The 18,388-nt window shown below is 64.7% G+C and carries 24 protein-coding genes; 16 read left to right on the top strand and 8 right to left on the bottom strand.

Going from position 1 to position 18,388, the window contains the following annotated elements; translation table 11 throughout:
• Positions 1-39: 39 nt before the first annotated feature.
• Positions 40-315 carry a hypothetical protein gene (locus M2332_RS15555; protein WP_264574765.1) on the top strand — a complete coding sequence of 92 codons (276 nt, stop codon included), beginning with the start codon at positions 40-42 and terminating at the stop codon, positions 313-315.
• Positions 316-386: 71 nt separating this feature from the next.
• Positions 387-668 carry a DUF427 domain-containing protein gene (locus M2332_RS15560; RefSeq protein WP_264574766.1) on the top strand — a complete coding sequence of 94 codons (282 nt, stop codon included), beginning with the start codon at positions 387-389 and terminating at the stop codon, positions 666-668.
• Between the two features lie 9 nt (positions 669-677).
• Here the strand turns inward: M2332_RS15560 and arsC are convergent, their stop codons facing one another.
• The 5 genes from arsC to aroQ form a co-directional block, all read right to left on the bottom strand.
• On the bottom strand, positions 678-1,016 hold the full coding sequence (gene arsC, locus M2332_RS15565; RefSeq protein WP_264574767.1) for an arsenate reductase (glutaredoxin): 339 nt from the start codon (positions 1,014-1,016) through the stop codon (positions 678-680).
• A gap of 28 nt (positions 1,017-1,044) precedes the next feature.
• Positions 1,045-1,575, bottom strand: a complete 531-nt coding sequence (locus tag M2332_RS15570) for a GNAT family N-acetyltransferase (RefSeq protein ID WP_264574768.1) — start codon at positions 1,573-1,575, stop codon at positions 1,045-1,047.
• Positions 1,572-2,924, bottom strand: coding sequence for an acetyl-CoA carboxylase biotin carboxylase subunit (accC, locus tag M2332_RS15575; protein WP_181559119.1), 1,353 nt, complete (start codon positions 2,922-2,924; stop codon positions 1,572-1,574). The genes M2332_RS15570 and accC overlap by 4 nt, the downstream gene beginning before the upstream one ends.
• A gap of 13 nt (positions 2,925-2,937) precedes the next feature.
• On the bottom strand, positions 2,938-3,426 hold the full coding sequence (accB, locus tag M2332_RS15580; RefSeq protein ID WP_264574769.1) for an acetyl-CoA carboxylase biotin carboxyl carrier protein: 489 nt from the start codon (positions 3,424-3,426) through the stop codon (positions 2,938-2,940).
• A 98-nt stretch (positions 3,427-3,524) separates the two neighbouring features.
• Entirely contained in the window at positions 3,525-3,968 is a 444-nt protein-coding gene (aroQ, locus tag M2332_RS15585; protein WP_264569796.1) for a type II 3-dehydroquinate dehydratase, read from the bottom strand.
• A gap of 91 nt (positions 3,969-4,059) precedes the next feature.
• On the opposite strand from aroQ, the gene thiS reads away from it, so the two are divergent.
• From thiS to leuC, 5 genes are all read left to right on the top strand, one after another.
• On the top strand, positions 4,060-5,064 hold the full coding sequence (gene thiS / locus M2332_RS15590) for a sulfur carrier protein ThiS (protein WP_181559122.1): 1,005 nt from the start codon (positions 4,060-4,062) through the stop codon (positions 5,062-5,064).
• Between the two features lie 117 nt (positions 5,065-5,181).
• Positions 5,182-5,364: a CsbD family protein gene (locus M2332_RS15595; protein WP_264569799.1), complete on the top strand. Its 183-nt coding sequence runs from the start codon at positions 5,182-5,184 to the stop codon at positions 5,362-5,364.
• Positions 5,365-5,571: 207 nt separating this feature from the next.
• On the top strand, positions 5,572-6,279 hold the full coding sequence (locus M2332_RS15600) for a CoA transferase subunit A (RefSeq protein WP_264569800.1): 708 nt from the start codon (positions 5,572-5,574) through the stop codon (positions 6,277-6,279).
• Positions 6,279-6,914, top strand: a complete 636-nt coding sequence (locus M2332_RS15605; protein ID WP_264574770.1) for a CoA transferase subunit B — start codon at positions 6,279-6,281, stop codon at positions 6,912-6,914. Before M2332_RS15600 ends, M2332_RS15605 begins: the two co-directional genes overlap by 1 nt.
• Before the next feature lie 263 nt (positions 6,915-7,177).
• Positions 7,178-8,620 carry a 3-isopropylmalate dehydratase large subunit gene (leuC, locus tag M2332_RS15610; RefSeq protein ID WP_264574771.1) on the top strand — a complete coding sequence of 481 codons (1,443 nt, stop codon included), beginning with the start codon at positions 7,178-7,180 and terminating at the stop codon, positions 8,618-8,620.
• Between the two features lie 172 nt (positions 8,621-8,792).
• Here the strand turns inward: leuC and M2332_RS15615 are convergent, their stop codons facing one another.
• A complete protein-coding gene (locus M2332_RS15615) occupies positions 8,793-9,290 on the bottom strand; it encodes a GNAT family N-acetyltransferase (RefSeq protein ID WP_264574772.1) in 498 nt (165 codons plus the stop codon).
• 117 nt (positions 9,291-9,407) lie between these two features.
• On the opposite strand from M2332_RS15615, the gene leuD reads away from it, so the two are divergent.
• The 9 genes from leuD to nadC all read left to right on the top strand — a co-directional run bounded on the left by leuD (position 9,408) and on the right by nadC (position 16,317).
• Positions 9,408-10,001, top strand: a complete 594-nt coding sequence (leuD, locus tag M2332_RS15620) for a 3-isopropylmalate dehydratase small subunit (RefSeq protein ID WP_264574773.1) — start codon at positions 9,408-9,410, stop codon at positions 9,999-10,001.
• Positions 10,002-10,098: 97 nt separating this feature from the next.
• Positions 10,099-10,425, top strand: a complete 327-nt coding sequence (locus tag M2332_RS15625; RefSeq protein ID WP_264574774.1) for a DUF1476 domain-containing protein — start codon at positions 10,099-10,101, stop codon at positions 10,423-10,425.
• Positions 10,426-10,437: 12 nt separating this feature from the next.
• The gene (locus tag M2332_RS15630) at positions 10,438-10,671 is read left to right on the top strand and encodes a BolA/IbaG family iron-sulfur metabolism protein (protein ID WP_181559130.1); all 234 of its coding nucleotides are present in this window, start codon (positions 10,438-10,440) and stop codon (positions 10,669-10,671) included.
• Between the two features lie 46 nt (positions 10,672-10,717).
• Positions 10,718-11,047 carry a Grx4 family monothiol glutaredoxin gene (gene grxD, locus M2332_RS15635; protein WP_264569806.1) on the top strand — a complete coding sequence of 110 codons (330 nt, stop codon included), beginning with the start codon at positions 10,718-10,720 and terminating at the stop codon, positions 11,045-11,047.
• Between the two features lie 316 nt (positions 11,048-11,363).
• Positions 11,364-12,248 carry an MBL fold metallo-hydrolase gene (locus M2332_RS15640; RefSeq protein ID WP_413715967.1) on the top strand — a complete coding sequence of 295 codons (885 nt, stop codon included), beginning with the start codon at positions 11,364-11,366 and terminating at the stop codon, positions 12,246-12,248.
• Positions 12,249-12,314: 66 nt separating this feature from the next.
• Complete coding sequence (locus M2332_RS15645) at positions 12,315-13,079, top strand: hypothetical protein (RefSeq protein ID WP_264574776.1); 765 nt, start codon at positions 12,315-12,317, stop codon at positions 13,077-13,079.
• Between the two features lie 68 nt (positions 13,080-13,147).
• Complete coding sequence (gene nadA, locus M2332_RS15650; RefSeq protein WP_264574777.1) at positions 13,148-14,143, top strand: quinolinate synthase NadA; 996 nt, start codon at positions 13,148-13,150, stop codon at positions 14,141-14,143.
• 16 nt (positions 14,144-14,159) lie between these two features.
• Positions 14,160-15,473 (top strand): DUF2254 domain-containing protein, encoded by a 1,314-nt coding sequence (locus M2332_RS15655; RefSeq protein WP_264574778.1) that lies wholly within the window; start codon positions 14,160-14,162, stop codon positions 15,471-15,473.
• Positions 15,457-16,317, top strand: a complete 861-nt coding sequence (gene nadC / locus M2332_RS15660; protein WP_264574779.1) for a carboxylating nicotinate-nucleotide diphosphorylase — start codon at positions 15,457-15,459, stop codon at positions 16,315-16,317. Before M2332_RS15655 ends, nadC begins: the two co-directional genes overlap by 17 nt.
• Before the next feature lie 32 nt (positions 16,318-16,349).
• On the opposite strand, the gene M2332_RS15665 is transcribed toward nadC, so the two are convergent.
• Together M2332_RS15665 and M2332_RS15670 are read right to left on the bottom strand one after the other, a co-directional pair.
• Positions 16,350-16,757, bottom strand: a complete 408-nt coding sequence (locus M2332_RS15665) for a DUF4112 domain-containing protein (protein WP_264569811.1) — start codon at positions 16,755-16,757, stop codon at positions 16,350-16,352.
• Positions 16,758-16,834: 77 nt separating this feature from the next.
• Positions 16,835-18,325, bottom strand: a complete 1,491-nt coding sequence (locus tag M2332_RS15670) for an ABC transporter substrate-binding protein (protein ID WP_264574780.1) — start codon at positions 18,323-18,325, stop codon at positions 16,835-16,837.
• Positions 18,326-18,388 lie beyond the last annotated feature (63 nt).

The raw sequence follows: 18,388 nt of genomic DNA on the forward strand, positions 1-18,388 counted from the left end.
TCGTTCATGAAAAGGGGTCCAACTACGGACATTCCCTGTATGAAATTTGCACTGCTTTTCTTGTATTTCTCAATCGCTGCTTGTGGAAGCGGCGATAGAGTTTCCGGAAAGGACGGCCTGATACGGCAGGTGCAGAATAATCGCGTAGGAACGGATACGGACTACTGGATCGAGGTGAAGAACATGGACGGTGAATGGGAACGCACCGGCTTAATCTTTGGCTACGTTGATGACAGTGGCGAATGCAAAAAGGCGGTCTCTGGATTGAAAAGTGTCAATTATGCCCGGGAGTATCGTTGCGCCCCTGCTAACTGATTGCCTGTTCTAACAAGTCTCGAGCTTAACTGCCTGGTTGCGCCTCCCGATCACACTTAAGGAGACACCGCATGGTCGAAGCCCGCTGGAACGGCGCCGTCATTGCCCGCAGCGACGACACGGTCGTCGTGGAAGGCAACCACTATTTCCCCGCCGATGCCGTCGATCCCGCCGTTCTCCGCCCGAGCGACACGACGACGGTCTGCTCGTGGAAGGGTACAGCGCATTATCATAGCTTGCACGTGGCCGGCGCCGACAACCCGGATGCCGCCTGGTACTATCCCGATCCCAAGCCGGAGGCGGAAGCAATCCGCGACCGCATCGCCTTCTGGAAAGGCGTTGAGGTCGGCTGAGCGGTCGCCTTACAGAATCTCCCGCACCGTCTCCGGCGGACGGCCCAGCCGCACGCCTTTTTCGGTCGCCACCAGCGGGCGTTCGATCAGGATGGGGTCGGCAGCCATGGCGTCGAGGATAGCGGCGTCGTCGGCGTCCTTGAGCGCCTTGGCGCCGTCCTCGGCCTTGCGCAGGCCGTCGCGCGGGGTCAGGCCGGCGCGCTGATAGAGGGCCGCGAGCGTGTCTCGGCTCGGCGAAGTCTTGAGATATTCGACGATCTCCACCTCGACGCCCGGCGTCTCCTGCAGGATCGCCAGCGCCTCGCGGGATTTCGAGCAGCGGGGGTTGTGGTAGATGGTCGCCTTCATCGCCTGATCCTTTTCGTTTGCCCGTCCGTCAGGCCGGCTGGTCGTCGCCGGGCAATGCCCGCTGCATGTAGATGGTGTCCAGCCAGCGGCCAAATTTATAGCCGACCTTCTCCATGCGTCCTGCGTGGCGGAAGCCTTGGCCGGCGTGGAGCGCGACCGAGGCGTCCTCGCCGCCGGCGATCACGCCGAGCATCTGGGTAAACCCTGCCGCACCGGCGGCCGGGATCAGCGACGCCAGCAGCGCTCTGCCGATGCCTTGGCCGGTCTTCGCGGGATGGAGATAGACGCTGTCCTCGCAGGCATGAGCGTAGGCGGGGCGGTCGCGGAATTGCGCGGCATAGGCATAGCCGATCACCGCGCCGTCCTCATCTTCCGCGACGATGAACGGCCAGCCCTTCTCAGCCAGATACGCGATCTTCTCGCGCCATTGCTCGGCCGTGGGCGCCTGCGTATCGAAGGTCGCTGTGCCATGCTGCACATGATGGGCGTAGATCGCCGTGATGGCCTCCGCATCCGCAAGGGCGACCGGACGGATGCGCAGTGGCGGTTGCCCGCTCAATCGACCTTCTGCCGCTCCAGCCATTCTTCCAGCCATTTGATGCTGTAATCGCCATTCTGCACGTCCGGGTCGGCGATGAGCTTCTGGTGCAGGGGGATGGTGGTCTTCATGCCCTCGATGACATATTCCTCGAGCGCACGCTTGAGGCGCATCAGGCAGCCCTCGCGGGTGCGGCCGTAGACGATCAGCTTACCGATCATGCTATCGTAATAAGGCGGCACGCTATAGCCCTGATAGAGCGCGCTTTCGACGCGCACGTGCATGCCGCCGGGGACGTGGAGCATCTGCACCTTGCCGGGCGAGGGCATGAACGTCACCGGGTCTTCCGCATTGATGCGGCACTCGATGGCGTGGCCGTGGAATTCCAGCTCGTCCTGCGTCACCGAGAGCGGCTTGCCCTCGGCAATGCGAATCTGCTCGCGCACCAGATCGAAGCCGGTGATCATCTCCGTCACCGGATGTTCCACCTGAATACGGGTGTTCATCTCGATGAAGTAGAATTCGCCGTTCTCGTACAGGAATTCGATGGTCCCCGCGCCGCGATAGCCCATGTCGGCCATCGCCTTGGCCACGAGCGTGCCCATGCGGTTGCGTTCGGCCGACGAGATGACCGGGGAGGGCGCTTCTTCCAGCACCTTCTGGTGCCGGCGCTGCAGCGAACAGTCGCGCTCGCCCAGATGGATGGCATTGCCCTTGCCGTCGCCAAAAATCTGGAACTCGATATGGCGGGGATTGCCGAGATATTTTTCCATGTAGACGGTGTCGTCGCCGAACGCCGCCTTGGCTTCGCTCTTGGCCTGGGACATCAGGCTCTCGAACTCGTCTTCGGTCGGCACCACCTTCATGCCGCGCCCGCCGCCGCCGGAGGCGGCTTTCACGAGGACCGGATAGCCGATCTCTCTCGCGCGCTGCTTGGCGTCTGCGATGTCCTCGATCGCCCCGTCGGTGCCCGGCACAAGCGGCAGACCGAGCGCGCCGGCGGTGCGCTTGGCTTCCACCTTGTCGCCCATCACGCGGATGTGCTCGGGCTTGGGGCCGACGAAGATGATGTCATGCGCTTCCACGATTTCCGCGAAGCGCTCATTTTCGGAGAGGAAGCCATAGCCCGGATGGATCGCGTCCGCGCCCGAGATTTCGGCGGCGGAAATGATCGCGGGAATGTTGAGATAGCTGTCCTTCGCAGCCGGCGGGCCGATGCAGATGGCTTCGTCCGCCAGGCGCACATGCATGGCGTCGGCGTCGGCGGTCGAATGCACGGCCACCGTCTTGATGCCCATCTCGTGGCAGGCCCGGTGGATGCGCAGGGCGATCTCGCCGCGATTGGCGATCAGCAGCTTCTCGATGCTCATGGCTGGCGTGTCCTCACGCGACCACGATCAGCGGCTGGTCATATTCGACCGGCTGGCCGTTCTCGACCAGCACAGCCTGGACCGTGCCGGCAGAGGGTGCGGTGATCGGGTTCATGACCTTCATGGCCTCGACGATCAGCAGGGTCTGGCCCGCCTTCACTGCGTCGCCCACCTTGACGAAGGCGGGGGCGTCGGGCTCGGGCGTGAGGTAGCAAGTGCCGACCATCGGCGATTTGATCGTGCCGGCGGCGGGACCGGCCGCGGGGGCCGGTGCGGCGCTTTCCACGGGCGCAGCAGCAGCCACCGGGGCTGCCGGTGCGGGCGCAGCGGCCATCGGCGCATAGGTCGCGCTCTGGGCGGCGGGGGTGCGGGCGACGCGGATCTTGCGGTCGCCGTCTTCCACCTCGATCTCGGTGAGGTTCGTCGCGTCCAGCATTTTCGCCAGTTCGCGCACCAGCTTAACGTCCACCTGCATCGAGCCTTCGTTGGTCTTGTCGGCCATTGGTCTTCCCTTTGAGAAAGCTTTATTCTGTTCTGGAGTGGGGCTGGGGCCTATTGCCCTTCGCCCGATAAGGCAACCGTTTGCACGCCCTGTCTGGTTCAATCCATCTCAAGCGCCGCTTCCAGCGCCAGCATATAGGAGAGCGCGCCGAAGCCCGCGATCGATCCGCGCGCGGCCATGCCGACATAGCTATGATGGCGGAAGCTCTCCCGCGCGGCGGGGTTGGAGAGGTGAACCTCGATCACCGGCACGGTGATGGATTTGATCGCATCGTGCAGCGCCACGGAAGTGTGCGTGAGGCCGCCCGCGTTCAGGATGACGGCCATCGCTGCTTCCGCATTGGCCTGATGTAGCCAATCGATCAGATGGCCCTCATGATTGGACTGGCGGAAATCCAGCTCCACGCTGGCGCGCCGGGCCTCGTCTTCCATGCGGTCGGCAATGTCGTCGAGCGTATCATAGCCATATATCTCCGGCTCACGCGTGCCGAGCAGGTTGAGATTGGGGCCATTGAGGACATAGATTTTTCGCGCGGCAGTCATGGGGCCATCCGGTCCTTGTTGGTTGCGAGCCTTGGGCTCCACCCTATATGGCGTGGCGAACGGCTCTCAAAGCGAAAGGTGAACACACGGCATGAGCGCGGACGGAACGATCGGCATCCGGGTCAATGGCGAGCATCGCCGCGTGCGCGCCGGGCACAGCATAGCGCATCTGGCCAATGAGCTTGGGCTGGCGCCCGAGAAGGTGGCGGTCGAGCGTAATCTGGAGGTCGTGCCGCGTGCGAAGCTGGCCGATGTGATCGTCGAGGATGGCGATGAGCTGGAGATCGTGCACTTCGTCGGCGGCGGCGATGGATCGCCGGTACTGGCCGATGATAGCTGGAGCGTGGCCGGGCGCACCTTCCGCTCGCGGCTGATCGTCGGGACTGGCAAATATCGCGATTTCGCCGAGAACGCCGCTGCCGTCGAGGCATCGGGCGCGGAGATCGTCACCGTGGCGGTGCGGCGGGTGAATGTGTCCGACCCCAAGGCACCGATGCTGACCGACTTCATCGACCCCAAGAAGATCACCTATCTGCCGAACACCGCTGGCTGCTTTACCGCTGAAGACGCGATCCGCACGCTGCGACTGGCGCGCGAGGCGGGCGGCTGGGATCTGGTGAAGCTGGAAGTGCTGGGCGAAGCCCGCACGCTTTACCCGAACATGGTCGAGACCATCCGTGCGACGGAAATCCTCGCCAAGGAGGGCTTCAAGCCGATGGTCTACTGCACCGACGACCCAATCGCCGCGCAGCAGCTGGAGAGTGCGGGCGCGGTGGCGATCATGCCGCTCGGCGCGCCCATCGGCTCGGGCCTGGGCCTCCAGAACCGGGTGACCATCCGCCTGATCGTGGAAGGCACCAAGCTCCCGGTGCTGGTCGATGCCGGCGTCGGCACGGCCTCCGATGCAGCGGTGGCGATGGAACTGGGCTGCACCGGCGTACTGATGAACACCGCCATTGCAGAAGCCAAGAACCCGGTGCTGATGGCCGCTGCCATGAAGGCATCGGTCGAAGCTGGGCGCATGGCCTACCTCGCCGGGCGCATGGGGCGACGCATGTATGCCGACCCCTCAAGTCCGCTCGCTGGCTTGATCTGAGCCAAGCGCGGCCAACCGCTGGTCGTATTTGTCGGAACCAGCCGCCTCCCAACTCGTTTGATTTTCAGACGGTCGGATCGTCCGGCCGTAGCAGAATTCAGCGATTGGAGACCTATCATGGGTGAATTGATCGACAAGGCCAAGGGCGCCGCGAACGAGGCGGTCGGCAAGGCCAAGCAGGAGATCGGCAAGCAGCGCAACGATCCCGATCAGCAGGCGGAAGGTCTCGGTCAGGAGCTCAAGGGCAAGGGCCAAGGCCTCAAGGGCTCCGTGAAGGGAGCCCTCGGCGACCGGGTCTGACCCCAAGCCGTAACGCTCAAGCGTTTTTGATGAAGGTCGTACTCGCAGATGCGAGTGCGGCCTTCATTGTTTATGTCCGAGCAGGCACCGATCACCCGGTGCGGTTCGGTTTCCCTACCGCCTCGTGCAATCCGGGCATTTGACCGTCCGGTCCCGCGCTCTTATGGGCGGATCAGCTTTCGCTCCATCCGTGCCAAGGAGACACGCGTGAAGAAACTCTATCCCGATGCCGCAGCCGCTCTCGATGGCCTGCTCCACGACGGAATGCTCATTTGCGCCGGCGGGTTCGGCCTGTGCGGAATCCCCGAACGGCTGATCGATGCGATCCGCGATTCTGGCGTGAAGGATCTCACCTTCGCCTCCAACAATGCCGGCATCGACGGCGAAGGGCTGGGCAAGCTGCTGCGCACCCGCCAGGTGAAGAAGATGATTTCGTCCTATGTCGGCGAGAACAAGGAGTTCGAGCGGCAATATCTGGCAGGCGAGCTGGAGGTGGAGTTCTGTCCGCAGGGCACGCTGGCCGAGCGCTGCCGGGCCGGCGGTGCGGGCATTCCGGGCTTCTACACCAAGACCGGTGTGGGCACGCAGGTTGCCGAGGGCAAGGAAACCAAGATTTTCGATGGACAGGAATATGTGCTCGAGCGCGGCATCTATGCCGATCTGTGCATCATCAAGGGCTGGAAGGCCGATGAAGCGGGCAATCTGATTTTCCGCAAGACCGCGCGGAATTTTAACCAGCCGATGGCCACCGCCGGCAAGATCTGCGTCGCGGAAGTCGAGGAAGTGGTGCCCGTCGGCAGCCTCGATCCGGACAGCATCCATCTGCCCGGCATCTATGTGAAGCGCATGATCGTCGGCGCGCCCTATGACAAGAAGATCGAATTCCGCACTGTCCGCGAAAGGGAGGCCGCATAATGGGCTGGTCACGCGATGAAATGGCCGCGCGCGCCGCGAAGGAGCTGCAGGACGGCTTCTATGTGAATCTCGGCATCGGCATCCCGACGCTGGTCGCCAATCACATCCCGCCGGGCGTGGAGGTCACGCTGCAGAGCGAGAACGGCATGCTCGGCATCGGCCCGTTCCCTTATGATGACGAGGTCGATCCCGATCTCATCAATGCCGGCAAGCAGACGATCAGCGAACTGCCGAGCAGCGTCTATTTCTCCAGCGCCGACAGCTTCGCGATGATCCGCGGCGGCCACATCGATCTCACCGTGCTGGGTGCGATGGAAGTGTCCAAGAAAGGCGACATCGCCAACTGGATGATCCCCGGCAAGATGATCAAGGGCATGGGCGGCGCGATGGACCTCGTCGCCGGCGTCAAGAAGATCATCGTCGTTATGGAGCACACCGCCAAGGACGGCAGCCCCAAGTTCATCCCGGAATGCACCCTGCCGCTCACCGGCCGGGACGTGGTGGACATGATCGTCACCGATCTCTGTGTCTTCCAGCGCGCTTCGCACGATCAGCCCTTCCGCCTCGTGGAACTGGCGCCGGGTGTTACCGCTGAGGAAGTCGCGGCCAAGACGACGGCGCATTACGTCTCGTAAGGCTGCGGGTTAAGGCGGGGCGCTCACCCCTCGTCGGAGGAGGGGCAGTTCCGGAGCACTCCGCTGCCCCACCAATACTCGTCATGCCGGACTTGATCCGGGATCTCGCTTCTTATTCAGCGATCGTGCACCAAGGCAGCGGGACCCCGGATCAAGTCCGGGGCGACGAGAGGAGGAGCGCCGCGCGCGGCATTGAAACGGACTTCGAGCGCCCGATATAGGGGCTTCCCCCCCGACCGCGACAGATGTAGGGCAGCCCCATTATGACCCAGGCCCGCACCCTTTATGAGAAGATCTGGGACGCGCACGTCGTCGAGAAGCGCGACGATGGCACGTGCCTTGTCTATATCGACCGCCACCTCGTCCATGAAGTGACCAGCCCGCAAGCGTTCGAGGGCCTTCGTCTGGCTGGCCGCAAAGTGCGCCGTCCCGATCTCACGCTGGCCGTGCCGGATCATAACGTGCCGACCACGGCGCGGGTGGATGCGCAGGGCAACCGCATCCCCATCGTCAACAAGGAGAGCGCGCAGCAGCTCGCCGCGCTGGAGCGCAATGCGCCCGAGTTCGGCATCCGCTATTTCGGCGCGACGGACATCAATCAGGGCATCGTCCATGTCGTCGGCCCCGAGCAGGGCTTCACGCTGCCCGGCATGACTCTGGTCTGCGGGGATAGCCACACGGCCGCGCACGGCGCGCTGGGCGCTCTGGCCTTCGGCATCGGCACCAGCGAGGTCGAGCATGTGCTGGCCACGCAGACGCTGCTGCTCAAGCCGAGCAAGACGCTCGCCATCGAGGTCGAGGGCGAACTGGGCTATGGCGTCACCGCCAAGGACGTGATCCTCGCCGTCATCGGCCGCATCGGCACCGCCGGCGGCACCGGCCATGTCATGGAATTCCGCGGCTCGACCTTCCGCGCCATGAGCGTCGAGAGCCGGCTGACCGTCGCCAACATGGCGATCGAGGGTGGCGCGCGCTCGGGGCTCTTTGCGCCGGACGAGAAGACGTTCGAATACATCAAGGGCCGCCCGATGGCGCCGCAGGGTGCCGATTGGGATCGCGCCGTCGCCTATTGGCGCACGCTGGTCACGGACGAAGGCGCGGTGTTCGACAAGCATGTGCGGCTGGAGGCGAGCGAGATCGCGCCGACCGTCACCTGGGGCACCAGCCCCGAGGACGTGGTACCGATCACCGGCGTCGTGCCCGATCCGGAGAGCTTTGAGGACCCCTCCAAGCGGGAAGCTGCGGCCAAGTCGCTCGCCTATATGGGCCTCACCGCTGGTCAGCGCATGGAAGACGTGCCGGTCGAGCATATCTTCATCGGCAGCTGCACCAACAGCCGCATCGAGGATCTGCGCGCGGCCGCGTCGGTGCTCAAGGGCCGCAAGGTTGCCGACGGCATCAAGCAGGCGCTGATCGTGCCCGGCTCCGGGCTGGTCAAGCATCAGGCCGAGGCCGAGGGGCTGGATCGCATCTTCATCGAGGCCGGGTTCGAGTGGCGCGAGCCGGGCTGCTCCATGTGTCTGGGCATGAACCCGGATCGCGTGCCGAGCGGAGAGCGTTGCGCCTCCACCAGCAATCGCAACTTCATGGGCCGGCAGGGGCCGGGTGCGCGCACCCATCTCGTCTCGCCGGTGATGGCCGCCGCCGCCGCGATCAGGGGTCGACTTGCGGACGTTCGCGAACTAATGGTGCCCGAACCAGCGTAAGGGGACGCAATGAAAGTCATTTTCTGGATTTTGGTCGCCGGTGCTCTCGGCAGCGCCGCCATGGCCATGGGCCTCGGCCAGTCCGCCGCTGTGCCCGCAAAGGCGGAAAAGCCAGCCGCACGCTGAGCGTGAGTGCGGCGTTAGACGGGCGTGGACTTCTCAGTGCGCGCTGTCATGCCTTGGGTACGCGCATCTTCATGCGGTAACAGGCTTCGTCATACCCGGCAGGATCCGGCGCTTCGATCACCTCGAAGCCTTGCGCGGCCCAATAGCTGTCTGCGCCGTTGACGGCCGTCAGCCAGATTTCATCAACACCCTCGCGACGCGCCTGCGCAACGACTAGCGCCAGCGCAGTGCGCCCGGCGCCACTGCCGCGCGCGTCGGGCAGCAGGGCAAGATCGTGCAGATAATAGCTGCTAGGGTTCTCGGGAATGGCCCCCAGCGGCGCGTTGAAGGCGGGCACGCTGTCCGCTTCCCAAGGGTGGGCGATAAGATAGCCGAGCACGCGCCCGGCGTCCTCGAAGACGAAACAGCCCGCCGGATGCAGGCTGAGGCGCTCGGCGTAGATCGCTTCATCCTCTGTATAGCGGCCATGGACCGCATCGGAGATCGCCTTGACTGCCGCCATGTCACGGGCGCGCATCGGGCGCCATGTGCCGCTTGTTGCCATTGCCTCACCTCCTCCGCACATCGCTGTCGGCCGCCTGCATATCGGGTCGGCATCTTGACGCAAGCGCGCACATCCGCCACTTGACCGGTCAAACAGCCCGTCATCAGCAGGACCAGCATGGAACCCGTCACCACCGTTGAAGGTCGCGCCTATCCCTTCGGCCTGAAGAATGTCGATACCGACATCATCATTCCGGCCGAATGGCTCAAGACCATCAGCCGCACGGGCCTCGGCAAAGGCGCGTTCGAGGCGCTGCGCAAGGAGCCCGGCAATGTGTTCGACGACCCGCGCTATGCCGGCGCGCCTATCATCGTGGCGGGCGACAATTTCGGCTGTGGGTCGAGCCGCGAACATGCCGCCTGGGCGCTGATCGACATGGGCGTGCGGGCCGTCATCGCGCCCAGCTTCTCTGATATTTTCTCGGGCAACGCCTTCAAGAACGGCATCCTGACCGTCGTGTTGCCGCAGGACGCGGTCGACCGGCTGCTGGAGGTCGCCAAGACCGATCCGATCAGCATCGACCTTGAGAACCAGTCGGTGACGACGCCATTTCAGGACCGCTTCACCTTCGAAATCGACCCGTTCCGCAAGAGCTGCCTGCTGGGCGGCCTCGACGAGATCGGCCTGACGATGGCGCAGGGCGATACCATCGGTACGTTCGAAGCGCGCGATGCGCAGACGCGGCCCTGGCTGGTGCCGGCGGCCGCTTGAATTCGACGCGGCGGGGTGTCCCGCGCGTTGCCAAGGGAGCGCCTGCTTCCTAAGTAGAACCTCTATTCAGTTACCTCCAGATGAAGGTGCGTCTTTCATGAGTTCATTCGACGATCGCGAGAAGGCGTTCGAGACCAAGTTCGCCATGGATCAGGAACTCGCGTTCCGGGTCGCGGCCCGGCGCAATCGCCTGCTGGGCGAGTGGGCGGCCGGCCTGATGGGGCTGACCAAGGAAGAGACCGATGCCTATGCCAAGGCGGTCGTGCAGGCGGACTTCGAGGAAGCCGGCGATGAGGACGTGATCCGCAAGGTGATGGGCGATCTGGTATCAGCCGGTGTGGATATGGACGAGCAGCGCGTGCGCACGGCGCTGAGCGACAAGGCCGCCGAGGCGCGTCGCCAGTTCATGCAGGAAGAGAATTGAGGGGCTTTTGACATGCCCATGGCGGCTGGCGATATCGAGGCGATGATCCTCGCGGCTTTCCCGGATGCGACGGTGGAGATCACCGATCTGGCCGGCGACGGCGACCATTATGCGGCGCGGGTCACCTCCGAGAGTTTTCGGGGGATGAATCGCATTGCCCAGCAGCGTGCCGTCTATGCCGCGCTGGGCGGTCGCATGGGCGGAGAGCTTCACGCCTTGCAACTGACCACGGCCGTTCCCAACTGATAGCGCAGCGCCGGCATCGCGCCGCACTGCTGCCCGGAGACCAGACATGACCGACCCCGTCCACGCCCGCATCGCCGATATCGTCGGCAAGAACGATGTCGTGCTCTTCATGAAAGGCACGCCCTTGTTCCCGCAATGCGGGTTCTCCAGTCGCGCCATTGCCATTCTGGAACGGCTCGGCGCACCCTTCGAGAGCGTGGATGTGCTGCAGGATCAGGAGATCCGCCAGGGCATCAAGAGCTTTTCCGACTGGCCGACCATCCCCCAGCTTTACGTAAAGGGCGAGTTCCTTGGCGGGTCGGACATCATGATGGAAATGTACGAGGCGGGCGAGCTCAAGCAGCTTCTCACAGAGCAGGGCGTCATCGCCGCCTGATCGGATTCCATTTGGTTCTTCAAGCGGGCGCGGGGCAAAAAGCCCGGCGCCCGTTTTGCGTTCGGGCGCCGGAGTTCGGAGGGATTGGGAGACAAAAGGATTGGGGGACAGGCAAGAAGACCGGGTGCCCGTCCCCCAAAGCGGGTGTGTCGACAAGAAGAGCAAGCGCCGTGCCAGTTTCTCCGGGTGAGGGAAGCGGGCTGCGACGCTGGTTAAGGGCGGGGCAAGAGGTTGCGACCTGTAAAGCGCTCCGACAGTTTCGCCCGCATTTCCGCTTGCGCCTTGCAATCGGCGGCGGCCGTGACACATGGAAGAGATGATGCCTGCTGCCCCCAGTCTCGCCGCCGACACCGGCCGGGTCATGCGCCTGTCGCCGCTGGTGCAGCGGGTGCTGGCACCCAATCCCTCGCCCTTCACTTTTGAGGGGACGCAGACCTATCTGGTGGGCAACAGCGACCTTGCCGTAATCGATCCCGGCCCGGATGATCCCGCCCATTTGGATGCACTGGAAGCTGCGATTGCCGGTCGCCCCGTCATTGCTATCGCCTGCACCCACACCCATCGCGATCACAGTCCGGCGGCGCGGCCGCTGGCACAGCGCATTGGCGCGCCGATCATCGGCTGCGCGCCGCTGACGCTGGAAGATGACGGGCCGCGCGCCGATGCGGCGTTCGACCCCGACTACAGTCCCGACAGGGTGCTGGCGGAGGGCGAGCAAATCGTGGGCACGGGCTGGACTTTGACGGCGCTGGCGACGCCCGGCCACACCTCCAATCATCTGTGCTACGCACTGGAAGAGGAAGCGGCGCTGTTCACCGGGGATCATGTGATGAGCTGGTCTACGAGCGTCGTCTCGCCGCCCGATGGCGACATGAGCGATTATCTCGCCTCGCTGGAGCGTTTGGTCGCCCGCTCGGACAGCGTCTATTATCCCGCCCATGGCGAACCGGTGACGCAGCCCCAGCGCTTCGCACGCGGCATGCTGGGGCATCGGCGGATGCGGGAAGGGCAGATCCTGCGCATTCTGGAGCGGCAGGGCGCTGTCACCATCCCGGATTTCGTCGCAAGCATGTATGTCGGCCTCAATCCGCGCCTGCATGGCGCCGCGGGCCGATCCGTGCTGGCCCATCTCATCGATCTGCAACGGCGGGGGCTGGTAGAGGATAGAGCGGACGGGGTCTGGGCGAGGGTGTTGATCTAGGCGCTTGACGGGACGCGCGAACAGGATCAGCTTCCCTGCCGTCCAGGCAACGGTGGGGGGACCGTCATGGCAACACTTGCTTCAGGCATCAGATCCGAGATCGAGCGCGAGCGCAGCTTCTTCCTCAAATTGGCGCTGGCGATGGCCTTTGTCATTGTGGCGGGCTTCTCATTCAATGTCGCCGCCGGCCGCTCGACCTTCGCCGCGCCGCTCCTGCTTCATGTCCATGCGCTGGTTTTCTTCGGCTGGCTGGTTCTTTTCATCACCCAATCCTTTCTGGCGGCGGGCGGCTCGGTGCGCCTGCATAGGCGACTTGGTGTGCTCGCGCTGCTCTGGGTGCCGGTCATGGTCGTGCTGGGTCTGGCGGTGACGCGTCATTCGGTGCGCGCAATCGGTGGTCCTCCATTCTTCGATACCAACGAATTTCTCTTCGGCAACAGCATCGGCCTGCTGGCTTTCGCGCTCACCGTGGGTGCGGCGCTCGTCATGCGCGCGCGTCCCGACTGGCACCGGCGGCTGATGTGCGGCGCCATGGCCGGGCTGACCGGCCCCGGCTTCGGGCGACTGCTGCCGATGCCGTTCCTCATCCCCTGGGGCTGGTGGGTCGCGGCTGTCGTGGCGCCCATGGTGTTCATCCTGGTTGGCATGGTCTGGGACTGGCGGCGCAAAGGGCGGGTCCACGCTGCATGGCTGTGGGGAGCGGGTATCCTGATCGGCAGCCAGCTCATGGCCGATGCCATCGCCTACAGCCCGATGGGCCTTGCCATCACGCGCGATATGGTCGCCGGGACACCCGGCGCGATGCGCGATATGCGGGCCTTCTTCCCCTGAGCGCGGTTAGAGGTTGATCGACGGGCGCTTCGTGGCCATCTCCGCCGCATGACAAAGGAGATTCGGTGATGGATGCACGCGGCGGGATCGGCGGAAGTCTTGCGGGGCTGGACCTGCTGGAGGAGATCAATCGCCTGCGCAAGGAGCGCAACGCGGTCATCCTCGCGCACTATTACCAGAAGCCGCAGATCCAGGACCTGGCCGACTTTGTGGGCGACAGCCTGGAGCTGTCCCGCAAGGCGGCGGAGACGGATGCGGACGTGATCGCATTTTGCGGTGTGCGCTTCATGGCCGAGACGGCGAAGATCCTCAGCCCCGAGAAGATCGTGATCCTGCCGGACATGGACGCCGGCTGCAGCCTGGAAGACAGCTGCCCGCCCGCGCAGTTCAAGGCCTTCCGCGAGGCCCATCCCGATCATATCGCGCTCAGCTACATCAATTGCTCGGCGGAGGTGAAGGCGCTCAGCGACATCATCGTCACGAGCTCATCTGCCGAGAAAATCCTGAGCAAGCTCCCCAAGGACCAGAAGATCATCTTCGGGCCGGACAAGCATCTGGGTGGCTATCTCTCGCGCAAGCTGGGGCGTGAGATGCTGCTCTGGCCGGGCGTGTGCATCGTGCATGAGAGCTTCAGCGAGACCGAGTTGCTCAAGCTCAAGGCTATGCACCCCGGCGCGCCGGTTGCGGCCCACCCCGAATGCCCGCCGGCTATCATCGATCATGCCGATTATGTCGGCTCGACCAGCGGCATCCTGCAATATGCCAAGGACATGCCGGGCGACACGCTGATCGTCGCGACCGAGCCGCACATCATCCACCAGATGGAAAAGGCGATCCCCGAAAAGAGCTTCGTCGGCGCGCCGGGTGCGGACGGCAACTGCAACTGCAACGTCTGCCCCTATATGGCGCTCAACACGCTGGAAAAGCTCTACATCGCGCTCCGCGATCTCCAGCCGCGCATCGAGATGGACGAGAGCCTGCGGGTGGCCGCGAAGAAGAGCCTCGATCGCATGCTGGATCTTGCCAGCGATACGGTCGGGCAGGGCGACGTGGGAGCACGGTGAGCGGGGAGCCGCCCCGGTGATCGTCCGCCTGCGCTCGCTCTGGCTGAACGTTAACGCGAGCTATTGGTTCTATCCGGCGCTGTTCACGATGCTCGCCCTCGCGCTGGCGATCGTCACCATCGCCATCGATCGCTCGGGGCAGGCCGCCCATCTCGTCAAGTTCGTGGATGCTGCGCGGCCGGAGGGGGCGCGCAATGTCCTCAACGTGATTGCCGGATCGATGATCGGCGTGGCGTCGACCGTTTTCTCGATCACCATAGCCGCCGTGGTCTATGCCTCGGGTAATTACGGCCCGCGCCTGCTCATCAATTTCATGGAAGATCGCGGCAACCAGCTCTCGCTGGCGACGTTCATCGGCACGTTCGTCTATGCCGTCATGGTGCTGCGGGTTGTCCGGGAGGCGGCGGAATCCAGTGTCGACGTGGGGTTCGTGCCGCAACTCTCGCTGGTCATCGCGACCGGCCTGATGCTGATTTCCATCGGCGTGCTGGTTTTCTTCCTCAATCATGTGCCGGCCAGCATCCGCATCAATTCCGTGCTTGAGGAGATCGGACGGCGCCTCACCAAGGAAGTGCGCCAGCGCTTTCCGAAAGAGGGCGACGAGGTGGAGATGATGGCGTTGTCCGACGGGCAGATCGTGCCGGCGACGGGCAGCGGCTATATCCAGATCGTCGATTTCTCAGGCCTGGCTGACGTTGCCCGCGAGCACAAATGCCGCGTGGTCATGCGCCTGCGTCCCGGCGATTTTGTGCATCCCGAGATTGGCCTGATGTCCGTCCACGGCTGTCATGTGGATGATGAGATGGCCGAGCAGTTGCGGGACTGTTTCTCCCTCGCTGGATTTCGGTCTCCGGCGCAGGACATCGAATTTCTGATCGACGAGCTGGTCGAGATCGGCTTGCGCGCCTTGTCGCCGGGCATCAACGATCCCTTCACGGCGGTGACGGCGATGCACTGGCTCGGCGCTTCGATGAGCGAACTTGCCCGGCGCGATCTGCGCAGCAGGCCGGGAGAGGGAGAAGAAGACTGGCAGCGTGTCATTCCGCTCAATGACGATTTCGATCATTTCCTGCGGCGCGGTTTCGGCTCCCTGCGCTCGGCCGCCGCGACCAGCCCTATTGCCGCGGCGCAGTTTCTCGATTGTCTGCTGGGTATTTCCGCCGGCCTCGCCTCGCAGCCCCGGCGGGAGGCGCTGCGGCTGGAAGGTGAGCGGTTGATGGCGCAGGCGCGGATCGCGCTGGCCGGTCCCTCCCTCGCCGAGCTTGAGGAACGCTCTTGCGCTTTCGAGGCGGCGATGAAAAAGCGAGCGCATCATGCCCTTCACACTTGACCGCTTCGACCTCGACGCCTTCGTCGCCGCCACCCTCGCCGAGGACCTTGATGGTCCGGTCAATGGGGGCGGGCGGGATGTGACGTCGCAGAGCGTCATTCCCGCCGATGCGGTGTTCAGCGGCGTGATGGACAGTCGTGACGCGGTGACGGTTGCGGGCCTGCCGTTGGCCGAAGCCTTCTTCCGTGCGCTCGATCCCGATGTCGAGATCACGCTGCTCGTCGCGGATGGTGATCAGGTGCCCGCCGGCACCGACCTGATGCGCCTGAAGGGCCGCGCACGCGGGATGCTCACGGCGGAGCGGTCGGCGCTCAACACGGTGCAGCACTTGACCGGCATCGCCACGATGACGCGGGCTTATGTGGACCGCATTGCCGGCACCGGAGCGACGCTGCTCGATACCCGCAAGACGATCCCCGGCCTGCGCGTGCTGGAGAAATATGCCACGCGCACGGGCGGCGCGAAAAATCATCGCATGGGCCTGTGGGACGCGGCGATGATCAAGGACAATCATGTGGCCGTCGCCGGTTCGGTGGAAGAGGCCGTCCGTCGCGCGGTTGCCGCCGGGATTGCCGAGGTAATCGTGGAGGTCGACCGGATCGACCAGATCGAGCCGGCCATCGCGGCCGGGGCGACCCATCTGCTGCTGGATAACATGTCGCCGGGCGTTCTGCGCGGCGCTGTCACGCTGGTTGGAAAGCGCGTGCCCACGGAGGCCTCTGGCGGGGTTACCCTGGAGACCATCCGCGCCATCGCCAGCACCGGCGTCGATTATGTCAGCGTCGGGAGGTTGACCCAATCGGCGCCAGCGGCGGATATCGGCCTCGATTTCAGCAACATTTAGGCTCACGGCGCCGACGAACAACGCCTGCTTGTTTAGCCTTCGATAATCGCTGTCTGGGGATGGTGCTTGTCGAGATGCTTGCGGATGATCCGCAGGTTGCGCGTGTTCGAGCGGAACATGACGTCGAAGGCATCGCCGACCAGCGGAACCGCGCCGATTGCGGTGTCGAAGGCGACATTGCCGCTCATCCGTAGCAACTGCCAGCGCGGCATCCCGAGATTACGGGCCTCCCATACAATCCATGCGCCCATGGCCGCTGCGAGAAGATCGCCGACGATGGGAATGATGCCGAGCATGGCGTCTAGCCCGACGCGGATGCGCGTTCCGGGGACGACCATCGCATTTTCGAGCACCTGCTCCATCATCTCGATGCGCCGCCGCACCGCATGAGGATCGCGGCCAAGCCGCGAACCGGCGAGGCTCTCAAACTGTCTCGCCATCTCTTCAGCGGCGTTATGCGGTCTCGCCCGGGCCATTCACGTTCCTTTGCAGGCTGCCTTGCTGGCAGCGCGAAGGATTAGTTGGGGACGGTGATCAGCGCATTCAATGGATGAACCCCGCGCGAGGAGGGTTTGAAGTTGGTGAGCCGCTGCCCGACGAGCGACCAGCGGATGGGGCGACCGAGCGGAATGAACCCGCTGAACGCCACCGTCGCTTCCTCGGCTTCTGCCAGCAATTGAGCGCGCTCCTCGTCATTCTGGTTCTTGCGGGCCTCGGCGAGGCGGCTGGCCACGCGCGGATCGCACAGGAGCCCGGCCGAACAATCGAGGCGCGCGAGATACCAGAACGCGCTGTCGAAGGGCGCGACCTCGTCGATCAGCCGCAGATCGGCGGGCTGATCGATGGCCACGCGATCGAGTTGCAATCCGGCCTGTCCAAAGTCCTGAACCAGGCGCAGGAACAGCACGGAGGCGCCTGATCCGTCCGGCAAGGCGATCCGTAGAACCGGCGGATCGCCCTTGTCCGCCCGCCAGCGGTCGATGATCCGCCGGGCGGATTCGACGCGCTCCTCGCGCGAGCGGCCGGACCATGCCGGTGCGCTCGGCAGGCGGTTCAGTTCGTAAGAGGCCGGGAGCGGGTAGGTGGCGGTCCGCCAGCCCGGCAGGCCCAGAACCTCGGCGAGCTTGTCCCGGTCGACAAGGCGCGCGAGCGCGTCGCGCACCGGTGCGTCTGCCAAGAAGGACGAGGTGCTCGTAAAGGCGAGGCCGAACAGGCCCTCGACCGGGTCGACCTGCGCGTCAGCCATGTTGAGGCCGGCCGCGGCGATCAAGGGGAGGTGCTGGAAGCGCCCGCCCAGCACGAGATCGGTATGGCGAGCGCGGAAGCGAACGAGAGCCAGCGACGCGCGCTCGGCGCGCACTTCCCGTCGCTCGACCGGGGGCGCGGCTTCGCTCTCGGGCTCGCCCTCGGTGGGCTCCTCGCTGGCGGCAGTCGCGGGCGCCAGCACGACCGGTCCACCCTTGGCCGCCGGCTCGCGGCGATAGGGGCCGGTGCCGTCGCCCGAGCGGGTCATTACCGCAAGGTCCGGCTGGGCGAGCAATTGCAGGAAGGCGGGGAGGCTCATGTCGAGCCTTATTTCGATGACCCGGTCGGTCATCGCGCGCACATCGGGGGTAAGGCCCGCCAGCAACAGCGGATTGGCGCGCATCCGCTCACGCAGCAGTCGGGCGACCTCATCGGCATGGACCGGCTTGCCGTCCGCCCAGTGCAGCCGCTTCAGCCGGAAGATGTAGCTCTGGCCGCCATCCTCGACGATCCAGCTTTCCGCCAGCGCGCCGACAATGTCGCCGCGCGCGTCGAAGCTGAGCAGCCCTTGTGCGGTCGAGGCGAGGATCAGCCGGGCTGCCGGTGCATTGCCGTGGCGCAGCGGCTGGGCGAGCGCCTCGCTCTGGCCGATCACGTCCACCCGAACGGTGCGGTTATCGCGCGGGCTGTTGCATCCCGCCATGGCGAGCACGGCCAATGCCAGGAGGGGGCGGACCCAGGTTCGCGCGGGGCGGGTGCCCATCGCCTTTCACTCCCTGTTCGGACAAGAATCCATCGACGTTACAGGGAGGCCGTAGCCTGCCGA

The organism is Sphingobium sp. B11D3A, from assembly GCF_025961695.1.
Lineage (GTDB): Bacteria > Pseudomonadota > Alphaproteobacteria > Sphingomonadales > Sphingomonadaceae > Sphingobium.

Coding starts and splice junctions, on each gene's coding strand:
- arsC (WP_264574767.1), bottom strand. CDS start 1,016: ATGAAGGCGACCATCTACCACAACCCCCGCTGCTCGAAATCCCGCGAG.
- accC (WP_181559119.1), bottom strand. CDS start 2,924: ATGAGCATCGAGAAGCTGCTGATCGCCAATCGCGGCGAGATCGCCCTG.
- M2332_RS15595 (WP_264569799.1), top strand. CDS start 5,182: ATGGGTGAATTGATCGACAAGGCCAAGGGCGCCGCGAACGAGGCGGTC.
- leuD (WP_264574773.1), top strand. CDS start 9,408: ATGGAACCCGTCACCACCGTTGAAGGTCGCGCCTATCCCTTCGGCCTG.
- M2332_RS15605 (WP_264574770.1), top strand. CDS start 6,279: ATGGGCTGGTCACGCGATGAAATGGCCGCGCGCGCCGCGAAGGAGCTG.
- M2332_RS15560 (WP_264574766.1), top strand. CDS start 387: ATGGTCGAAGCCCGCTGGAACGGCGCCGTCATTGCCCGCAGCGACGAC.
- leuC (WP_264574771.1), top strand. CDS start 7,178: ATGACCCAGGCCCGCACCCTTTATGAGAAGATCTGGGACGCGCACGTC.
- M2332_RS15630 (WP_181559130.1), top strand. CDS start 10,438: ATGCCCATGGCGGCTGGCGATATCGAGGCGATGATCCTCGCGGCTTTC.
- grxD (WP_264569806.1), top strand. CDS start 10,718: ATGACCGACCCCGTCCACGCCCGCATCGCCGATATCGTCGGCAAGAAC.
- M2332_RS15665 (WP_264569811.1), bottom strand. CDS start 16,757: ATGGCGAGACAGTTTGAGAGCCTCGCCGGTTCGCGGCTTGGCCGCGAT.
- accB (WP_264574769.1), bottom strand. CDS start 3,426: ATGGCCGACAAGACCAACGAAGGCTCGATGCAGGTGGACGTTAAGCTG.
- thiS (WP_181559122.1), top strand. CDS start 4,060: ATGAGCGCGGACGGAACGATCGGCATCCGGGTCAATGGCGAGCATCGC.
- M2332_RS15670 (WP_264574780.1), bottom strand. CDS start 18,325: ATGGGCACCCGCCCCGCGCGAACCTGGGTCCGCCCCCTCCTGGCATTG.
- aroQ (WP_264569796.1), bottom strand. CDS start 3,968: ATGACTGCCGCGCGAAAAATCTATGTCCTCAATGGCCCCAATCTCAAC.
- M2332_RS15555 (WP_264574765.1), top strand. CDS start 40: ATGAAATTTGCACTGCTTTTCTTGTATTTCTCAATCGCTGCTTGTGGA.
- M2332_RS15645 (WP_264574776.1), top strand. CDS start 12,315: ATGGCAACACTTGCTTCAGGCATCAGATCCGAGATCGAGCGCGAGCGC.
- M2332_RS15640 (WP_413715967.1), top strand. CDS start 11,364: ATGATGCCTGCTGCCCCCAGTCTCGCCGCCGACACCGGCCGGGTCATG.
- M2332_RS15615 (WP_264574772.1), bottom strand. CDS start 9,290: ATGGCAACAAGCGGCACATGGCGCCCGATGCGCGCCCGTGACATGGCG.
- nadC (WP_264574779.1), top strand. CDS start 15,457: ATGCCCTTCACACTTGACCGCTTCGACCTCGACGCCTTCGTCGCCGCC.
- M2332_RS15625 (WP_264574774.1), top strand. CDS start 10,099: ATGAGTTCATTCGACGATCGCGAGAAGGCGTTCGAGACCAAGTTCGCC.
- nadA (WP_264574777.1), top strand. CDS start 13,148: ATGGATGCACGCGGCGGGATCGGCGGAAGTCTTGCGGGGCTGGACCTG.